This window comes from Microbacterium trichothecenolyticum (assembly GCF_041938625.1).
Lineage (GTDB): Bacteria > Actinomycetota > Actinomycetes > Actinomycetales > Microbacteriaceae > Microbacterium > Microbacterium trichothecenolyticum_D.
Genome location: NZ_CP169427.1, coordinates 3,039,143 through 3,054,872 on the forward strand (window position 1 = coordinate 3,039,143; position 15,730 = coordinate 3,054,872).

At 70.8% G+C, this 15,730-nt stretch carries 15 protein-coding genes; 6 read left to right on the forward strand and 9 right to left on the reverse strand.

Going from position 1 to position 15,730, the window contains the following annotated elements; all coding sequences use genetic code 11:
- Positions 1–2: 2 nt before the first annotated feature.
- The 9 genes from hutI to ACEYYH_RS14150 form a co-directional block, all read right to left on the reverse strand.
- Positions 3–1,178, reverse strand: coding sequence for an imidazolonepropionase (gene hutI / locus ACEYYH_RS14110; RefSeq protein ID WP_374974982.1), 1,176 nt, complete (start codon positions 1,176–1,178; stop codon positions 3–5).
- Entirely contained in the window at positions 1,175–2,482 is a 1,308-nt protein-coding gene (locus ACEYYH_RS14115; protein WP_374974983.1) for a formimidoylglutamate deiminase, read from the reverse strand. The genes hutI and ACEYYH_RS14115 overlap by 4 nt, the downstream gene beginning before the upstream one ends.
- Positions 2,479–3,678, reverse strand: coding sequence for an allantoate amidohydrolase (locus ACEYYH_RS14120; protein ID WP_374974984.1), 1,200 nt, complete (start codon positions 3,676–3,678; stop codon positions 2,479–2,481). Before ACEYYH_RS14120 ends, ACEYYH_RS14115 begins: the two co-directional genes overlap by 4 nt.
- Positions 3,675–5,327, reverse strand: coding sequence for a urocanate hydratase (gene hutU, locus ACEYYH_RS14125; protein ID WP_374974985.1), 1,653 nt, complete (start codon positions 5,325–5,327; stop codon positions 3,675–3,677). The genes ACEYYH_RS14120 and hutU overlap by 4 nt, the downstream gene beginning before the upstream one ends.
- 50 nt (positions 5,328–5,377) lie before the next feature.
- A complete protein-coding gene (locus tag ACEYYH_RS14130) occupies positions 5,378–6,292 on the reverse strand; it encodes an ABC transporter substrate-binding protein (protein ID WP_374974986.1) in 915 nt (304 codons plus the stop codon).
- A 74-nt stretch (positions 6,293–6,366) separates the two neighbouring features.
- On the reverse strand, positions 6,367–7,110 hold the full coding sequence (locus ACEYYH_RS14135; protein WP_374974987.1) for an ABC transporter permease: 744 nt from the start codon (positions 7,108–7,110) through the stop codon (positions 6,367–6,369).
- Positions 7,107–7,757 carry an ABC transporter permease gene (locus ACEYYH_RS14140; RefSeq protein WP_374974988.1) on the reverse strand — a complete coding sequence of 217 codons (651 nt, stop codon included), beginning with the start codon at positions 7,755–7,757 and terminating at the stop codon, positions 7,107–7,109. Before ACEYYH_RS14140 ends, ACEYYH_RS14135 begins: the two co-directional genes overlap by 4 nt.
- Positions 7,754–8,824 carry an ATP-binding cassette domain-containing protein gene (locus ACEYYH_RS14145; RefSeq protein ID WP_374974989.1) on the reverse strand — a complete coding sequence of 357 codons (1,071 nt, stop codon included), beginning with the start codon at positions 8,822–8,824 and terminating at the stop codon, positions 7,754–7,756. The genes ACEYYH_RS14140 and ACEYYH_RS14145 overlap by 4 nt, the downstream gene beginning before the upstream one ends.
- Before the next feature lie 9 nt (positions 8,825–8,833).
- Positions 8,834–9,493, reverse strand: coding sequence for an IclR family transcriptional regulator (locus ACEYYH_RS14150; protein WP_374974990.1), 660 nt, complete (start codon positions 9,491–9,493; stop codon positions 8,834–8,836).
- An 87-nt stretch (positions 9,494–9,580) separates the two neighbouring features.
- Between ACEYYH_RS14150 and ACEYYH_RS14155 the strand changes: the two genes are divergently transcribed.
- The 6 genes from ACEYYH_RS14155 to ACEYYH_RS14180 all read left to right on the forward strand — a co-directional run bounded on the left by ACEYYH_RS14155 (position 9,581) and on the right by ACEYYH_RS14180 (position 15,724).
- Complete coding sequence (locus tag ACEYYH_RS14155; protein ID WP_374974991.1) at positions 9,581–11,089, forward strand: aromatic amino acid lyase; 1,509 nt, start codon at positions 9,581–9,583, stop codon at positions 11,087–11,089.
- Positions 11,090–11,092: 3 nt separating this feature from the next.
- On the forward strand, positions 11,093–11,656 hold the full coding sequence (locus ACEYYH_RS14160) for a HutD family protein (protein WP_374974992.1): 564 nt from the start codon (positions 11,093–11,095) through the stop codon (positions 11,654–11,656).
- Between the two features lie 159 nt (positions 11,657–11,815).
- Positions 11,816–12,499: a hydrogen peroxide-dependent heme synthase gene (hemQ, locus tag ACEYYH_RS14165; protein ID WP_374974993.1), complete on the forward strand. Its 684-nt coding sequence runs from the start codon at positions 11,816–11,818 to the stop codon at positions 12,497–12,499.
- Positions 12,496–13,413 (forward strand): hydroxymethylbilane synthase, encoded by a 918-nt coding sequence (gene hemC, locus ACEYYH_RS14170; protein ID WP_374974994.1) that lies wholly within the window; start codon positions 12,496–12,498, stop codon positions 13,411–13,413. The genes hemQ and hemC overlap by 4 nt, the downstream gene beginning before the upstream one ends.
- A gap of 53 nt (positions 13,414–13,466) precedes the next feature.
- The gene (gene hemB, locus ACEYYH_RS14175; RefSeq protein ID WP_374978233.1) at positions 13,467–14,393 is read left to right on the forward strand and encodes a porphobilinogen synthase; all 927 of its coding nucleotides are present in this window, start codon (positions 13,467–13,469) and stop codon (positions 14,391–14,393) included.
- Positions 14,390–15,724, forward strand: a complete 1,335-nt coding sequence (locus ACEYYH_RS14180) for a glutamate-1-semialdehyde 2,1-aminomutase (protein WP_374974995.1) — start codon at positions 14,390–14,392, stop codon at positions 15,722–15,724. The genes hemB and ACEYYH_RS14180 overlap by 4 nt, the downstream gene beginning before the upstream one ends.
- The last annotated feature ends 6 nt before the right edge of the window (positions 15,725–15,730 follow it).

The window sequence follows — 15,730 nt, forward strand, 5'->3', positions numbered from 1 at the left end:
GGCTACCGACCGCCGGTGTGCACGCGTCGGCCGCTCTTCCACACCGCGGTCGTCAGCTCCATGCCGGGACGGTACGCGAAATGCGAGACCGACGGCGCGTCGATGACGTGCAGGTCCGCGCGGTGGCCGGGAATGATCGCGCCGATCGAACCTTCGCGCCCCAGCGCACGGGCGCCGCCCGCGGTCGCCGCCCACACGGCCTCCTCGATCGTGAGCCGCATCTGCAGCACGGCCGTCGCGACGCAGAACGCCATCGATGTCGTGTTCGACGTCCCCGGGTTGCCGTTGCTCGCGAGGGCGATCGTCGCACCCGCCGCGATGAGCGCGCGCGCGGGCGGGAACGGCTCGCGGGTGCTCAGGTCGCAGGCGGGCAGGAGCGTGGCGACGGTGTCCGACGCGCCGAGCGCCTCGATGTCTGCCACCGACAGGTGGTTGCAGTGATCGACGGATGCCGCGCCCAATTCGACGGCGAGGGCGACGCCGCCGCTCTCACCGAGCTGGTTGCCGTGCACCCGCAGCCCCAGACCGGCGGCACGGCCCGCCTCGAGCACCGCCCGGGACTGCGCGACATCGAAGGCGCCCCGCTCGCAGAAGACATCGATCCAGCCCACGAGAGGACGGACGGCGTCGAGCATCTCTCCGGTCACCATCGCGACGTAATCGCCGGCGTCGATTCCGGGCGGGACGACGTGCGCGCCGAGGAACGTCACATCGGGCGTGACCTCGGCCGCCAGGCGTGCGAGTCGCGTCTCCTGCTCGACATCCAGGCCGTAGCCGGTCTTGATCTCCATCCACGTCGTGCCATGTGCCAGGGCGACCTCCCGTCGCGCTGCGAGCCCCGCGCGCAGATCGTCGTCGGTCGCATCGGACGTCGCGCGGACCGTCGTACGGATGCCGCCGGCCCGGTACGGGTGACCCGCCATGCGGTACTCGAACTCCTCCGACCGATCGCCCGCGAAGATCAGGTGGGTGTGCGAGTCGACCCAGCCGGGGAGCATCGCGCGCCCGCCGAGATCGGTCCGCTCGTCGGCCGCGGGCGCGGCGCCCGCGGCACCGACCCACACGATCGTGTCGCCGTCGATCACCACGGCGGCATCCCGCAGGCGTCCGAGCAGCCCGTCGCGCTCCGGGTCGTTCGTCGTCAGCTCGGCGATGCCGGTGAGCAGGTGGGCTGTCATCTGGCCTCCTCGAAGAGAGTGTCGATCGACCGGCGCAGATCTTCGGCGATCGCATGCTCGTCGTGCACGACGAGCCTGCCGCCCACGACGACGCGCACGACGTCGGAAGCGGTGGCCGTGAGCGGCAGCTGCTCCAGTTCGCCGCCCGCCGTGCGGATCGACCGGTCATCCAGCTCGACGAGGTCCAGCGGTCCGCCCATCCGTGCCGGCGCGGGCAGTCCGAGCGACGCGTAGCCCGCATCCGACCCGATCCGCCACAGCGTGGACGGCTCGATGCGCCCGCGACGCAGCGACCGCAGCCGCTCACCGGCTTCGAGGCCGCGAAGCTCGAGAAGCGGGTCGACGACAGCGTTCTGATCCGAGCCCACGGCGAGGTGCGCACCGGCCGCGCGCAGTTCGACCGCAGGCCCGATGCCGTCGCCGAGATCGGCCTCCGTCGTCGGGCAGAACACCGCGGTCACCTTCGCTGCGCCCAGCAGCCGGATGTCGTCATCGGTGAGATGTGTCGCGTGGACCACCGACAGGCGGGGCGAGAGCACGCCCTCGGCTTCGAGCAGTCCGGTCGGTGTGAGGCCGTGCGCGGCGACGCAGTCGTCGTTCTCGGCGGGCTGCTCCGACAGGTGGATGTGAAGCGGGACGGATGCCGGAAGCCCGGCCGCTACGGCACCGAGCGCGTCCCGCGGAACGGCGCGGACGGAGTGCAGCGCGGCGCCGAGCGTCACGAGCGGCGACCGGTCGGCGAGTGCGTCCCGCAGCGCGTGCCAACGGTCGAGCCACGCGGCAGCGTTCGCGTCCCCGAAGCGCACCTGCTCGGGGGCGAGTCGGCGTCCGATGCCACCGGCGAGATAGACGGTGTCGAGCAAGACGAGACGGATGCCGGCAGCAGCCGCGGCGTCGGCCAGGGCGATCTCCATCGCATGATCGGCGTAGGCAGTGCCGTCCGGGGCGTGATGGACGTAGTGGAACTCACCCACGGTCGTCCACCCCGCGGCGACCATCTCGGAGAACACGGCGGTGGCGAACGTGCGGTAGCCGTCGGGCGTGAGGCGGCCGGCGGCGCGGTACATGAGCTCGCGCCAGGTCCAGAACGACCCCGACTCGTGCGTGCGTCCGCGCAGGGCCCGGTGGAAGGCGTGCGAATGCGCGTTCGCGAAGCCGGGCGCTGCGGCGTCGAGCGCGAGCACGTCGGGCGGGCACCCGTCCGAGGTCGATTCCGCGACGACAGTGCCCCGGTCGTCCGCCTCGAACAGCACCCCTCGCTCGAGGACGCCCGATCGGACGAGCCGGTCGACCCAGATCTTCATGCGAGCTCCTCGATCGTGCGAACGAGCGCACCCACCCCCGCCTCGATCGCCGCGTCGTCGGCCCCTTCGTCGGGGGCGTGCGAGACGCCCGACGGGTTGCGCACGAAGAGCATCGCGGTCGGCACGTGGGCGGCGAGGACGCCGGCGTCGTGGCCGGCGCCGGTCGGCAGCGTCGGCACTCCCCCGAGCGTCGCCGCGATACGGTCGCGCAGCTGAGGGTCGAACCTCACTTCGCCGCTGTAGGACTCCTCGACGACGGCCGACTCGCAGCCCTCGTCGGCTGCGGCGTCGGCGACGGCGGCCGCGACCTCGGCGACGATGTCGCGGGTGTCCTGCTCCGAGTCGGCGCGCACGTCGAGCCATGCCGAGACGCGCGAGGCGATGACGTTGGTGCCGCCGGGCACGGGTTCGAGGCGTCCGATCGTCGCGCGCGAGCCGAGGTGGCGCGCGGCCGCCTGTCGCGCGGCGAGGACCGCCGCCGCGGCGGGGAGCATGGGATCGCGGCGGTCGCCGATCGCGGTCGTGCCGGCATGGTTGCCCCGACCGCGCACATCGATGCGCCAGCGGCCGTGCTCGAGGATGGTGGAGCCCACCGCGACGGGCGCATCGAGGTCGATGAGGCCTTTGCCCTGCTCGACGTGGAGCTCGACGAAGACGCCGATGCGGGCGAGCGCGTCGGCGTCGGGGCCGAACTCCGGCAGCGCGGCATCGCGGGAGACGTCGCCGAAGCTGCGACCCTGGGCATCCGTCAGTCCCGCGGCGCGATCGGCGGAGATCGCACCCGACAGCAGACGCGACCCAAGGCAGGCGATGCCGAATCGCGAGCCCTCCTCTTCGGCGAATACGACGATCGCGAAGGGCTTCGTCGGCGTGAAGCCCGTCGCCTGGAGCTGTTCGACGGCCGCGAGGGCGCTGACCACCCCGAGCGGGCCGTCGTGCGCTCCACCCCCGGGGACGGAGTCCAGGTGGCTCCCGGTGACGAACGCGTCGGGGCCGGGCTCGCCCCACCATGCCCAGAGGTTGCCGTTGCGATCGGGCGATACCGCCAGCCCGAGGCGCAGCGCGCGCTCCACGAACCAGTCGCGGAGGGTGCGCTCGGCGTCGTCGAAGACATGCCGGGAGTATCCGCCGCGGCGCGGATCGCGCCCGACGTCCTCGATCTCGCGCAGCAGCGTCAGCGCTCCGGAGCCGGTCACACGCCCTCCTGCATCGGCACCCGCAGACCGCGTTCGCGCGCGACGTCGGCCGCGTGCTCGTAGCCGGCGTCGACGTGGCGCATGACGCCGGTCCCGGGGTCGTTGGTGAGCACGCGCTCGAGCTTCTGGGCCGCGAGGGGAGTGCCGTCGGCGACCGTCACCTGGCCGGCGTGGATCGACCGCCCGATGCCGACACCACCGCCATGGTGCAGCGACACCCAGCTCGCGCCGGAGGCGGTGTTGAGGAGCGCGTTCAGCAGCGGCCAGTCGGCGATCGCGTCGGATCCGTCCTTCATGGCCTCGGTCTCGCGGTAGGGCGACGCGACCGATCCGGAATCGAGGTGGTCGCGACCGATCGCGATGGGAGCCGAGAGCTCACCCGAGGCGACCATCTCGTTGAACTTGAGGCCGGCGAGATGGCGCTCCTTGTAGCCGAGCCAGCAGATGCGCGCCGGAAGCCCTTCGAAGTGGACCTTCTCGGCAGCCTGGGTGATCCAGCGCGCGAGCGCGGTGTCTTCGGGGAAGAGCTCGAGGATCGCTCGGTCTGTTGCGGCGATGTCTGCGGGATCGCCCGAGAGGGCCGCCCACCGAAACGGCCCGCGGCCTTCCTCGAACTGGGGACGGATGTAGGCGGGCACGAAGCCGGGAAAGGCGAACGCCCGGTCGAAGCCGCCCAGCTGCGCCTCGGCGCGGATCGAGTTGCCGTAGTCGAAGACGGCGGCACCGGCATCCTGGAATCCGACCATTGCGGCGACCTGCTTCGCCATGCTCCGCCGCGCGAGCTCGGTGAAGCCCTCAGGGTCGGCCGCGGCGGCGGCCTTCCACTCGTCGAAGCCGTACTCCTCGGGGAGGTAGGCGAGCGGGTCGTGCGCGCTCGTCTGGTCGGTGACGATGTCGATCGCGACACCGCGGGCGAGCAGATCGGCGAAGACCGTCGCCGCGTTGCCGACGATGCCGACCGACAGCGCCTCCCCGGCCCCCTTGGCGGCCAGCACACGCTCGATCGCGTTGTCGAGATCGGTCGAGTACTCGTCGAGGTAGCCGTGCTCGACGCGGCGCGCGAGACGGGACTCGTCGACGTCCACGATCAACACCGCGCCGCCGTTCATGGTGACGGCGAGGGGCTGCGCGCCGCCCATGCCCCCCGCGCCACCGGTGAGGGTGAGGGTGCCCGCGAGCGAGTCGCGTCCCAACGAACGCGCCACGGCGGCGAACGTCTCGTACGTGCCTTGCAGGATGCCCTGGGTTCCGATGTAGATCCAGGACCCCGCCGTCATCTGCCCGTACATCGTCAGGCCGAGCGCCTCGAGCCGGCGGAACTCCGGCCAGGTCGCCCAGTCGCCCACGAGGTTCGAGTTCGCGATCAGCACCCGCGGAGCCCACTCGTGCGTCCGGAAGACCCCCACGGGCTTTCCGGACTGCACGAGCAGCGTCTCGTCGTCCTCCAGCGACTCGAGGGTGCGCACGATCGCGTCGTACGCCTCCCAGGAGCGCGCGGCCCGGCCGGTCCCGCCGTAGACGACGAGGTCCTCGGGGTGCTCGGCCACCTCAGGATCGAGGTTGTTCATGAGCATGCGCATCGCCGCCTCGGTCTGCCAGCTCTTGGCGACGAGGGTGTTGCCGCGTGCGGCACGGATCTGACGGGACATGGGGTTCCTTCGTGTTGCTGGTCGATCTCAGGGGGTGTGCGGCGTGGGGCTCAGAGCCCGGCGGAGTCGAGCCACTCGCGGGCGATCTCGCTGAGGCTGGTTCCGTCTGCGGCTTTGCCGTTCATCTCGATCAGGGCCTCGGTCGTCAGCGCTGCGGATACGGCGTTGAGGGTCTCCTCGACGGTGTCGCTCGACTTCGCCGCACTGATGACCGGGACGACGTTCTCAGCGGCGAACAGCGACTTGTCGTCCTCGAGCGCGACCAGGTCGTTCGCGGTGATCGCGGGGTCGGTGCTGAACACGTCCGCAACCTGGATCTGCCCGTTCAGGAGCGATGTCATGGTGAGCGGTCCACCGGCGTCGAGGCTCAGGAACTCCTTGAACTCGAGACCGTAGACATCGCGCAGGCCCACGACACCGTTGACCCGCGTCTCCCACTCGGCAGGTCCGCCGAGGACGAGCTCGCCCGCGATCGGCTCGAGGTCGGAGATCGTCGAGAGGTCGTACTGCTCGGCGGTCGCGGAGGTGACCGCGAGGATGTCCTTGTCCTGCGCCTCCGAGATCTCGTACATCTCGATGCCGTCGGGCAGCTTCTCGGCGAGCTCGGCGACGACGTCCTCGCTCGTGGTCGCCGTCGACTCGGCGTCGAAGTGCTTGAGGAGCGCTCCCGAATACTCGGGGATGAGGTCGATCGACCCGTCCTGGAGCGCGGCGATGTAGACCTCGCGGCTGCCGATGTTGAACTGCTCCTTCACCTTCACCCCCGCGTCCTGCAGAGCGAGCGAGTAGATCGTGCCGATGAGCTGGCTCTCGGTGAAATCGGCGGAGCCGATGATGATCTCTTCGCCGGCGGACCCACCGGCGTCGCCGCCGGAGAGCGCTTGATCGCCGGTGGCGCAGCCTGCCAGGGCGAGCGCGGTGATGACGGAGGCGGCGGAGAAGGCCGCGAGGGAGAACTTTCGCATGTCAGTGCCTTTCGGGGCGAAGCGTGGTGCCGGGTGCGTGTTTTGAGGGGGGACGACCGGCCGGTCGGGTCGGGTCATCGTGCCGCGGTCAGGGTGGTGAGGGCGGCGGTTGCGGTATCGGTGGAGGACGGGCGGCGGCGGCGTGTGGAGCGTCGGAGACCCGGCGAGACCAGCACTCTGCCGAGCACGCTGAAGAGCAGCTCGAGGGCGAGGGCGAGCAGCGCGACCAGGAGGGCGCCGCCGGCCATCTCGGCGAAATCCGCCTGGGCGCGACCGTCGATGATGTAGCGGCCGAGGCCCTGCAGCCCCACGTAGGCGGCGACGGTCGCAGTCGAGACGACTTGCAGCGTCGAGCCGCGGACGCCGGAGAGCAGCAAGGGCAGTGCGCAGGGCATCTGCACGCGCCAGAGGATCTGCCGGCGGGTGTACCCCATGCCACGGGCCGCGTCGACGGCGGCCGCGTCGGCGGATTGGATGCCGGTATAGGTGCCCGTCAGGATCGAGGGGATGGCGAGCAGGACCAGCACGATGATCGTCGGCACGACGAACACCAGCTGTCCGGCGATCACCGGCGCGAGCACCAGGAACAGCAGCACCAGCAGACCCAGCGTGGGCAGGGCGCGCAGTGCGTTGGCGGCCCCTGCGACCAGGACTTCGCCCTTCCCCGTGTATCCGATGTAGATCCCGAGCGGAATCGCGATGATGCAGGCGATCAGCAGGGAGATCGCGGTATAGAGCAGGTGGTACGCGATCTGTACCGGGATGCCTTTCGGACCGGTCCAGTTCGCCGGGTCGAGCAGCCAGTCAAGAAGAGTCATGCGAGCACATCCTTCCGACGCCACGGGGTGCTGACCCGGCCGATCCAGATGAGGACCTGATCGAATACCACCGCGAGCAGGACGCACAGCAGGATCCCGAGGATCAGGGGGAGGAACAGTCGGAGCTGGAATCCCTGGGTGAACAGGGTGCCCAGCTGCGGGATTCCGATCAGCGCCGCCATCGTCACGATGCTGACGTTGGAGACGACCGCGACCCGGAGCCCCGCGATGATGACGGGGATCGCGACGGGGATCTCGACGAGGAGGAGACGCTGCCAGCCCCGGTACCCCATCGCCTCGGCCGCCGCGACCGTGTCGTGTGGCACCGAGCCGAGCCCGTCCGCCACCACACGCACGAGCAGCGCGACGGTGTACACCGTCAGGGCGATGACGATGTTGAGCGGATCGAGGATTCTCGTGCCGAGCAGCGCCGGCAGGAGGATGAACAGGGCCAGTGAGGGGATCGTGTAGAGGAGCCCCGCGGTGCCGACGATGACGACGCCGCCGCGGCGAGAGCGGTGCGCCCACCAGCCGAGCGGGATGGCGATGATCAGGCCGAGGATGGTCGGGATCAGCGTCAGCCAAATGTGGTTGACGAACAGTGTGCCGATCTGCCCGAGGTTGGCCCAGATCCAGTCGACGTTCACGCCGCTGCTCCCTGAGTTGCACGCAGGACGCCTTCGGCGCTGAGGACGCCGATGAATGCGCCGTCACCGTCGACGAGACCGACGGCGCCGTCGGGGCTTGCCAGCGCCGCGTCGAGAAGTTCGCGCGCGGTCGCCGACCGCTGGAGGAACCGTGACGTCTGGTGCAGGTTCGCCGTCGACGCGTTGGTCGCGGTGGCCCCGTCCGCCCAGCCGAGTGGGCGTCCGGAATCGTCGACCACGACCGTCCAGCCGCGGCCCTGGATGCTGTCGCCGAGCCTGACAGGAGTGTGACCGGCGATGGGTACGTCATCGGTCAGTCGCTCGAAGCCGAGTGCGCGGTATCCGCGTGCACTGCCGACGAAGTCCGAGACGAAGGTGTCGACGGGGTCGGTGAGCAGTTCCAGCGGTGTGCCGTACTGTGCCAGGATGCCGCCGGTGCGCAGCACTGCGACTCGGTCTCCGAGCTTGAGCGCCTCATCGATGTCGTGGGTGACCATCACGATCGTCTTGCCGATCTCGGCCTGCAGTCGCAGGAACTCGTCTTGCAGCTGCGCCCTCACGATCGGGTCCACGGCGCTGAATGGCTCGTCCATCAGCAGGAACGGGGGGTCGGTGGCGAGGGCACGGGCGACGCCGACCCGCTGCTGCTGTCCGCCCGACAACTGCCAGGGATAGCGGTCCGCGAATCGCTCGTCGAGGCCGACGACCTCGAGAAGCTCGAGCGCCCGCGACCGTGTCTTCCGCCGGTCGCCGCCGAGCAGCCGCGGCAGGGCCGCGACGTTGTCGACGACCGTCCGGTGCGGGAACAATCCAGCATGTTGGATGACGTAGCCGATCTTCCGTCGCAGGCTCACCCGGTCCACGCTCAGCACGTCCAGGCCGTCGAGGGTGATGGTGCCGCTGGTCGGATCGATCAGCCGGTTGATCATGCGCAGGGAAGTGGTCTTGCCGCATCCCGACGGTCCGACCAAGGCGAGCAGAGTGCCGGTCGGGACTTCGAAGTCGAGGCTGTCGACGGCTACGGTGCCGTCGTCGTAGACCTTGGAGACGCTCTCGAAACGGATCATGTGCTGCTCCTAAAGGACGGTTCCATCGGTGAGCCCGGCCGAGAGACGGCGGGCGGCTGCGGCCAGGAGGGCGCCGCATTGCTGAGCGGAGGCGTCGGACATGCGGTAGCTGGGAACGAGGATGCTGAGCGCAGCGACGATGCGACCGGCGGCGGTGATCGGGGACGCGATTGCCGTGACGTCGCGCTCGATGCCCCGTTCGACGACGACGAATCCGGCATCGGGGGTCTCACCCCGCAGCGCCAGGCCGGCTGCCGAGCCGTCGAGCGGGATGGTCCTGCCGACCCAGTTCGCGTGCCGCACCGAATGAGAACCCTCGACGATGCTGATGTACAGCGCGGATTCGGCGTGCCCATTCACGCTCAGGTACACGGACTCGCCGGTGGCTTCCTCGAGCCCGACCATCTCCTCGTGACACACGTCGATGATCGACTCGTGCCCGAGCGCCTGCGCGCCGAGCTGCATCAGACGGGACCCGGCACGGTAGTTTCCCGCGTCGTCGCGGCGGACGAATCCGCTCGCCTCGAGGGTGCGAAGCAAGCGCAGAGCGGTGCTCGGGGAGAGCTCGACCGCGCGGGACGCATCGGCGAGCGAGGTGCTTCCCTTCTCGCAGACGTTCGCGAGCAAGGACAGGGCGCGTTCCACGGTGCGGGTGGACTGTTCACTCATCGGGAGCCTCTCGGGTTGTCAACTCTGACGATAGGAACCGCGTATTTCCTCAGCCGGCACCAAGTGTTTCCAAACAGTAAAATACACATGCCACTACGTGAAATGAAGAGCTGGGCGAGATTTTCTGCCAGAGTGTGGTCCGTGAGCAGTTCCCCCTCCTTCGAGATCGTGACCATCGAGGCGTCCACGCCCGTGGCCCTTGCCGATCTGGTCGCCGTCGCCGACGGCGCACGTCTCGTCATCGGCGCGGGCGTGCCGGAAGCTCTCGAGGCAGCGGCGACCGCCGCGGCAGAGATCGCCGCCCGCACACCCACGTACGGACGCTCGACGGGCGTCGGCGCCAACCGCGACACCGCGGTGACCGAAGAGTCAGACCACGGCATCCGACTCGTGCGCAGTCACGCGACCGACGCCGGGGCCCCGCTTCCCGTACGCACCGTGCGCGCGATGATCGCGACCCGGCTCGCCCAACTGACTCGGGCCGGTGCCGGCATCGAACCGGCGATCGTCCCCGCCCTCGCGGAGGTCCTCGATCGCCCCCGGCTGCCGGAGATCGGGTCGATCGGATCGATCGGCACCGGGGATCTTGCCGCTCTCGCGGCACTCGCGCTGATCATGGCCGGGGAGCGCGGGCCGGCCCCGGCGACGCCCGTACGGTGGGGCGTGGAGAGCGCGTTGCCGTTTCTCAGCAGCAGCGCCCTCACGATCGGCCGCGCCGTTCTTGCCAGCGACGAGCTGAGGCGCCTCGACCGCGCGGGCCGGGTGGTGTTCGCCCTTGCGGCGACGGCGCTGCGAGCCAACCCGTCAGCGGTCTCGGATGCCGCCGCGGTCGCTTCCGCCGCGCCCTTCGTGCACGACGTGTCGGCGGAGGTTCGCGCCCTCCGGGGGTCCAGCGGCGAGCCGGCTCGGATCCAGGATCCTTTCGGGCTTCGGGTGTACCCGCTCACGCAAGGTGCACTGCTCACCGCCGTTTCCAGGCTGGATGCGCAACTGCTGCGACTTGTGAACACGGCCCAGGAGAACCCCGTCTTCGACGTGGCCGAGAGGATCGTGACCCACCACGGGTCGTTCTTCCAAGCGCAGCTTGCGATCGACCTGGACAGTACGGCGCTCGCCGTCGCGCAATCCGCGACCAACGTGCATGCCCTCCTGCGTCTGACGAACGAGCCCGTCTTCACGGGACTGCGTCCTTTCCTCGCGACGGGGCCGGCGGGCGCCTCGGGCCTGATGATGCTCGAGTACACAGCGGCCGCGGCTCTCGCCGAGATCCGCAACGCGGCCACCCCGGCCTCCCTCGGGACCATCGCGCTCTCGCGGGGCACGGAGGAGGACGCGAGCTTTGCCACTCAGGGCGCTGCACAGCTGGAGCGGGCCGTGACCTCGTACCGCATCGTGCTGGCCTGCGAGTCGCTGGCGGTGTCCCGGCTGCTCAGCCAGCTCGATCCGGACATGCCCGCAGCGCTCGACGACGCCGCCGGGATGGTACGTGCGCTGCAGCCTGATCAGGATGATCAGGAGCTGCATGGGCCGCTCGAGCAGGCGTCCGGTCTTCTCGATGAACTCGCGCGGCTGATCGAGCCGGGCGTCACCGGGTGACTCATGCCGGGGTACGTCATCATCGATCCGGAGGGGAAGCCTCGTACCCTGTGGGCGAACGGACGCGGCACCACGCGGGAGCTGGCACGCGACCCCCGCGGGGCGTGGCGGCTCAGCGTCGCCGACCTGCGCGACGCCGCTCCGTTCTCGGCGCTTCCCGGCACCGACCGGCTCTTCATCGTCCTCACGGGAACCGTTCGCCTGACGGTGAACGGCCGTGAGACGAGCCTCTCGGCGGGCGAGACATCAACATTTCTGGGCGAGGACTCCGTTGCCGCCGAAGCCAGCGGCCCCGCGCAAGCCGTGAATGCGATGGTCCTCCGCGACGAAGCCCGGATCGACGTGCGACGAGAAAAGGCTGTGAGAGAGATCGCGCCTCCGATCACTCAGGACGAGGTGGTGGTTCTGCTGGACGCCAACCGCACCGTCGACGACGTGCCGCTGTCTGCGGGCACAGCACTGGTACCCGACGGACGGCCGTCGGCGGGGGCCGCCGTGCCCGTGAGCGTGGTCGAGCCGTCGAGTGTGTGCCGGGTCCGATTTCACCGTCTCCGTCGTGACTGCTGACGTCTCGAGCAGCAGAGCCTGCTGCCGCACCGGCTCTCGTCGATGCCGGAGACCTGGCGTCGCGAGGGGTGAAGCGGCCCCTCCGGGCAGGAGGCGGCCCGCAGGGTGAGAAGGCCCGCTCCGGGCAGGAGGCGGCCCGCAGGGTGAAAAGATAGGACTATGACCGACGTCGCGGCGAACTCCCCCACTGAAACCCTCGGCTACACCCTGTGGGCCGTCTTCCGCCGCGACGCCTCCGCGCCCGCCCCCGCCGGCGACCTGAGCGCCGCGGTCGCCGAGGTCGAGGCATCCGGAGTCACCGTCCGCGGGTTCTACGACGTGTCGGGCCTGCGCGCCGACGCCGACATCATGATCTGGCTCACCGGGGTCGGCATCGCCCCCGAGGTGCTGCAGTCCGCCCTGCGCACGCTGCGCCGCAGCGAACCGCTCGCGAGCCTCATGCCGGTGTGGAACGCGATGGGCGTGCACCGCGACGCCGAGTTCACCGCCAGCCACCTGCCCGCGTTCATGCGCGACAAGGATCCCGAGTCGTGGCTCACGGTCTACCCGTTCGTGCGCTCGTACGACTGGTACATCCTCCCCGACGACGAGCGCCGCCAGATGCTCGCCGACCACGGCCGAAAGGGCGCCGCGCACCGCACCGTGCTGAGCAACACCGTTGCGAGCTTCGCCCTCGGCGACTACGAGTGGATCCTCGCGCTCGAGGCTCCGGAGCTCGTCGAGCTCGTCGACCTCATGCGCGATCTCCGCCAGACCGAGGCCCGTCGCCACGTGCGCGAAGAGGTGCCGTTCTACACCGGTCGCCGCATCGGCCTCGACGAGATCGCCGAGGTGCTGGCGTGACCACCCTGCGGATCGGCACGCGCGGCAGCACGCTCGCGCTGACGCAGACCGGCATGGTCGCCGACGACCTGGGCGACGCGTACGGCGTCACGACCGAGCTGGTCACGATCACGACCGACGGCGACCGCTCGAACGAGCCGCTCTCACGCGCCGGCGGCACCGGACTCTTCACCGGAGCGCTCCGAGACGCGCTGCTCGCCGACGAGTGCGATGTCATCGTCCACTCGCTCAAGGATCTCCCCACGGCCCCGCACGACCAGCTCGTCGTCGCGGCCATCCCCGCCCGTGAAGATCCGCGCGACGCCGTCATCGCACGCGACGGACTGACGCTCGACGAGCTCCCCGCCGGTGCCCGCGTCGGCACCGGCTCCCCCCGCCGCATGGCGCAGCTGCGCGCCCGCCGCCCCGATCTCGAGGTCGTCGACATCCGGGGCAACGTCGACACGCGCCTCGGCAAGGTGACGAGCGGGGAATTGGATGCCGTCATCCTCGCCGCCGCCGGGCTCACCCGCATCGGTCGCACCGACGTCGTGACCGAGTTCCTCGACCCCGACCGGTGGCCGACCGCTCCCGGGCAGGGTGCTCTCGCGGTCGAGGTGCGCCGCGGCGAGGAAGGTCTCGTCGATCGGCTCGACCACGCCGAGACCCGCGCCGCCGTCGAAGCGGAGCGCGAGGTGCTCGCCCTCCTCGAGGCCGGCTGCTCCGCCCCCGTCGGCGCGCGCGCCGTCGTCGACGCCGGGCTCCTCCTCCTCTCGGCGAGCGTCTACAGCCTCGACGGCACGACGATCCTCACGGCGTCGCACGCCACCGTGTGGCCCGAAGACGAGGGCGATCCGTCGCGCGAGGTCGCAGCATCCGTCGCCCGTGAACTGCTCGATGCCGGCGCCGCCGGCCTGACGGGAGAACGCCCGTGACGTACGGATACACCCCGGCCGACCGCCCCCGCCGCCTCCGCCAGACCCCCGCCATGCGGCGCCTCGTCGCCGAGACCCGCCTGCACCCCGCCGAGCTGATCCTGCCGGTGTTCGTGCGCGAGGGCTCGAGCGAGCCGGTGCCCATCTCGTCCATGCCGGGTGTCGTGCAGCATTCGACCGAGAGCCTGAAGAAGGCGGTGACGGATGCTGCGGCCGCCGGCATCGGCGGCATCATGCTGTTCGGCGTGCCCGAGCACAAGGACGCCGTCGGCTCCGGCGCGACGGATCCTGACGGCATCCTCAACCGCGCGACCCGCATCGCGGTCGCGGAGGCCGGCGACGCGCTCGTCGTGCAGACCGACCTCTGCCTCGACGAGTTCACCGACCACGGCCACTGCGGCGTGCTCGACGCCAACGGCTACGTCGACAACGACGCCACCCTGGAGCGCTACCGCGACATGGGCGTGGCGCAGGCGGAGTCCGGCTCGCAGCTGCTGGGCCTCTCGGGCATGATGGACGGCCAGGTCGCCGCCGTGCGCGACGCGCTCGACGGCTCGGGGTTCGGCAGCACGCCGATCCTCGCCTATGCGGCGAAGTACGCCTCGGCGTTCTACGGGCCGTTCCGCGAGGCGGTGCAGTCGTCGCTCGAGGGCGACCGCCGCACGTACCAGCAGGACCCCGCCAACCGCCGCGAGGGGGCGCGCGAGCTCGACCTCGACATCGCCGAGGGCGCCGACATCGTGATGGTGAAGCCCGCGATGAGCTACCTCGACGTGCTGGCGGATGCCGCGGCGACCAGCCCCGTGCCCGTCTGGGCGTACCAGGTGTCTGGCGAATACGCCATGATCGAGGCGGCGGCCGCCCACGGCTGGATCGATCGCCGCCGCGCGGTCGAGGAGTCGGTGGTGAGCATCCGCCGCGCCGGCGCCGACGCCGTGCTGACCTATTGGGCTCTCGAGCTTGCGGAGTGGATCCGATGACGACGAACGCACAGGAATTCGCCCGCGCGCGGGGGGCCATGCCGGGTGGCGTGAACTCACCGGTGCGCGCCTTCGGCTCGGTGCACGAGACGCCGCGCTTCTTCGTCGCGGCCTCGGGTCCCTACGTCACCGACGTCGAGGGCCGCGAGTACGTCGATCTGGTCGGCTCGTGGGGTCCCGCGATCCTCGGGCACGCCCACCCCGCCGTCGTGAAGGCGGTTCAGGATGCTGCGGCCCACGGTCTCGGCTTCGGCGCGAGCACGCCGGGCGAGACGGAGCTGGCCGAGCTGATCGCGGCTCGCGTTTCCCGCCCCTCCTCGGTCGGTGAGCCTGTCGAAACGCACCCGGTCGAGCGGGTGCGCCTCGTCTCCACGGGCACCGAGGCCACGATGACGGCGATCCGCCTCGCGCGGGGCGCGACCGGGCGCGACCTCATCGTGAAGTTCGCGGGCCACTACCACGGACACTCCGACGGCCTGCTGGCCGAGGCGGGCTCGGGCGTCGCCACGCTGGCGATGCCGGGATCGGCGGGCGTCCCCGCCCCGATCGCGGCGCAGACCCTCGTCATCGGCTACAACGACCTCGACGCGGTGCGCGAGGTGTTCGAGGCCCGCGGCGACGACATCGCCGCCGTCATCGTCGAGGCGGCGCCCGCCAACATGGGCATCGTGCCGCCGGCGCACGGCTTCAACGCCGCCCTCGCCGACATCGCCCACGAGCACGGTGCGCTGCTCATCCTCGACGAGGTGCTGACCGGCTTCCGCGTCGGCCCTGCCGGCTGGTACGGCATCGACCCGGTGCCGTTCTCACCCGACCTCATCACATTCGGCAAGGTCGTCGGCGGCGGGCTCCCCCTCGCCGCGATCGGCGGGCCGGCCGCGCTCATGGAGCTGCTCGCGCCGCTCGGGCCGGTTTACCAGGCCGGCACCCTGAGCGGGAACCCGCTCGCGGTCGCCGCCGGGCGCGCGACGCTCGATCACCTCGACGCCGCCGCCTACGCCCGCATCGACGCCGCCGCGGAGACGATCGCGGAGGCCGCAGCATCCGCTCTCTCCGAAGCGGGCGTCACGCACGTCGTTCAGCGCTCGGGCAACCTGTTCTCGATCCAGTTCGCGGCTGAGCCTCCGACGGACTACGACACGGTGAAGGCGCAGGAGGCGTTCCGCTACCCGCCGTTCTTCCGCGCGATGCTCGCCGAGGGCGTCTCGCTGCCGCCGTCGGTGTTCGAGGCCTGGTTCGTGTCGGCCGCGCACGACGACGCGGCGGTGGCGCGCATCGTCGACGCGCTCCCCATCGCCGCGCGTGCCGCAGCCGAGGCCGTCCCCGACTGACGCGGG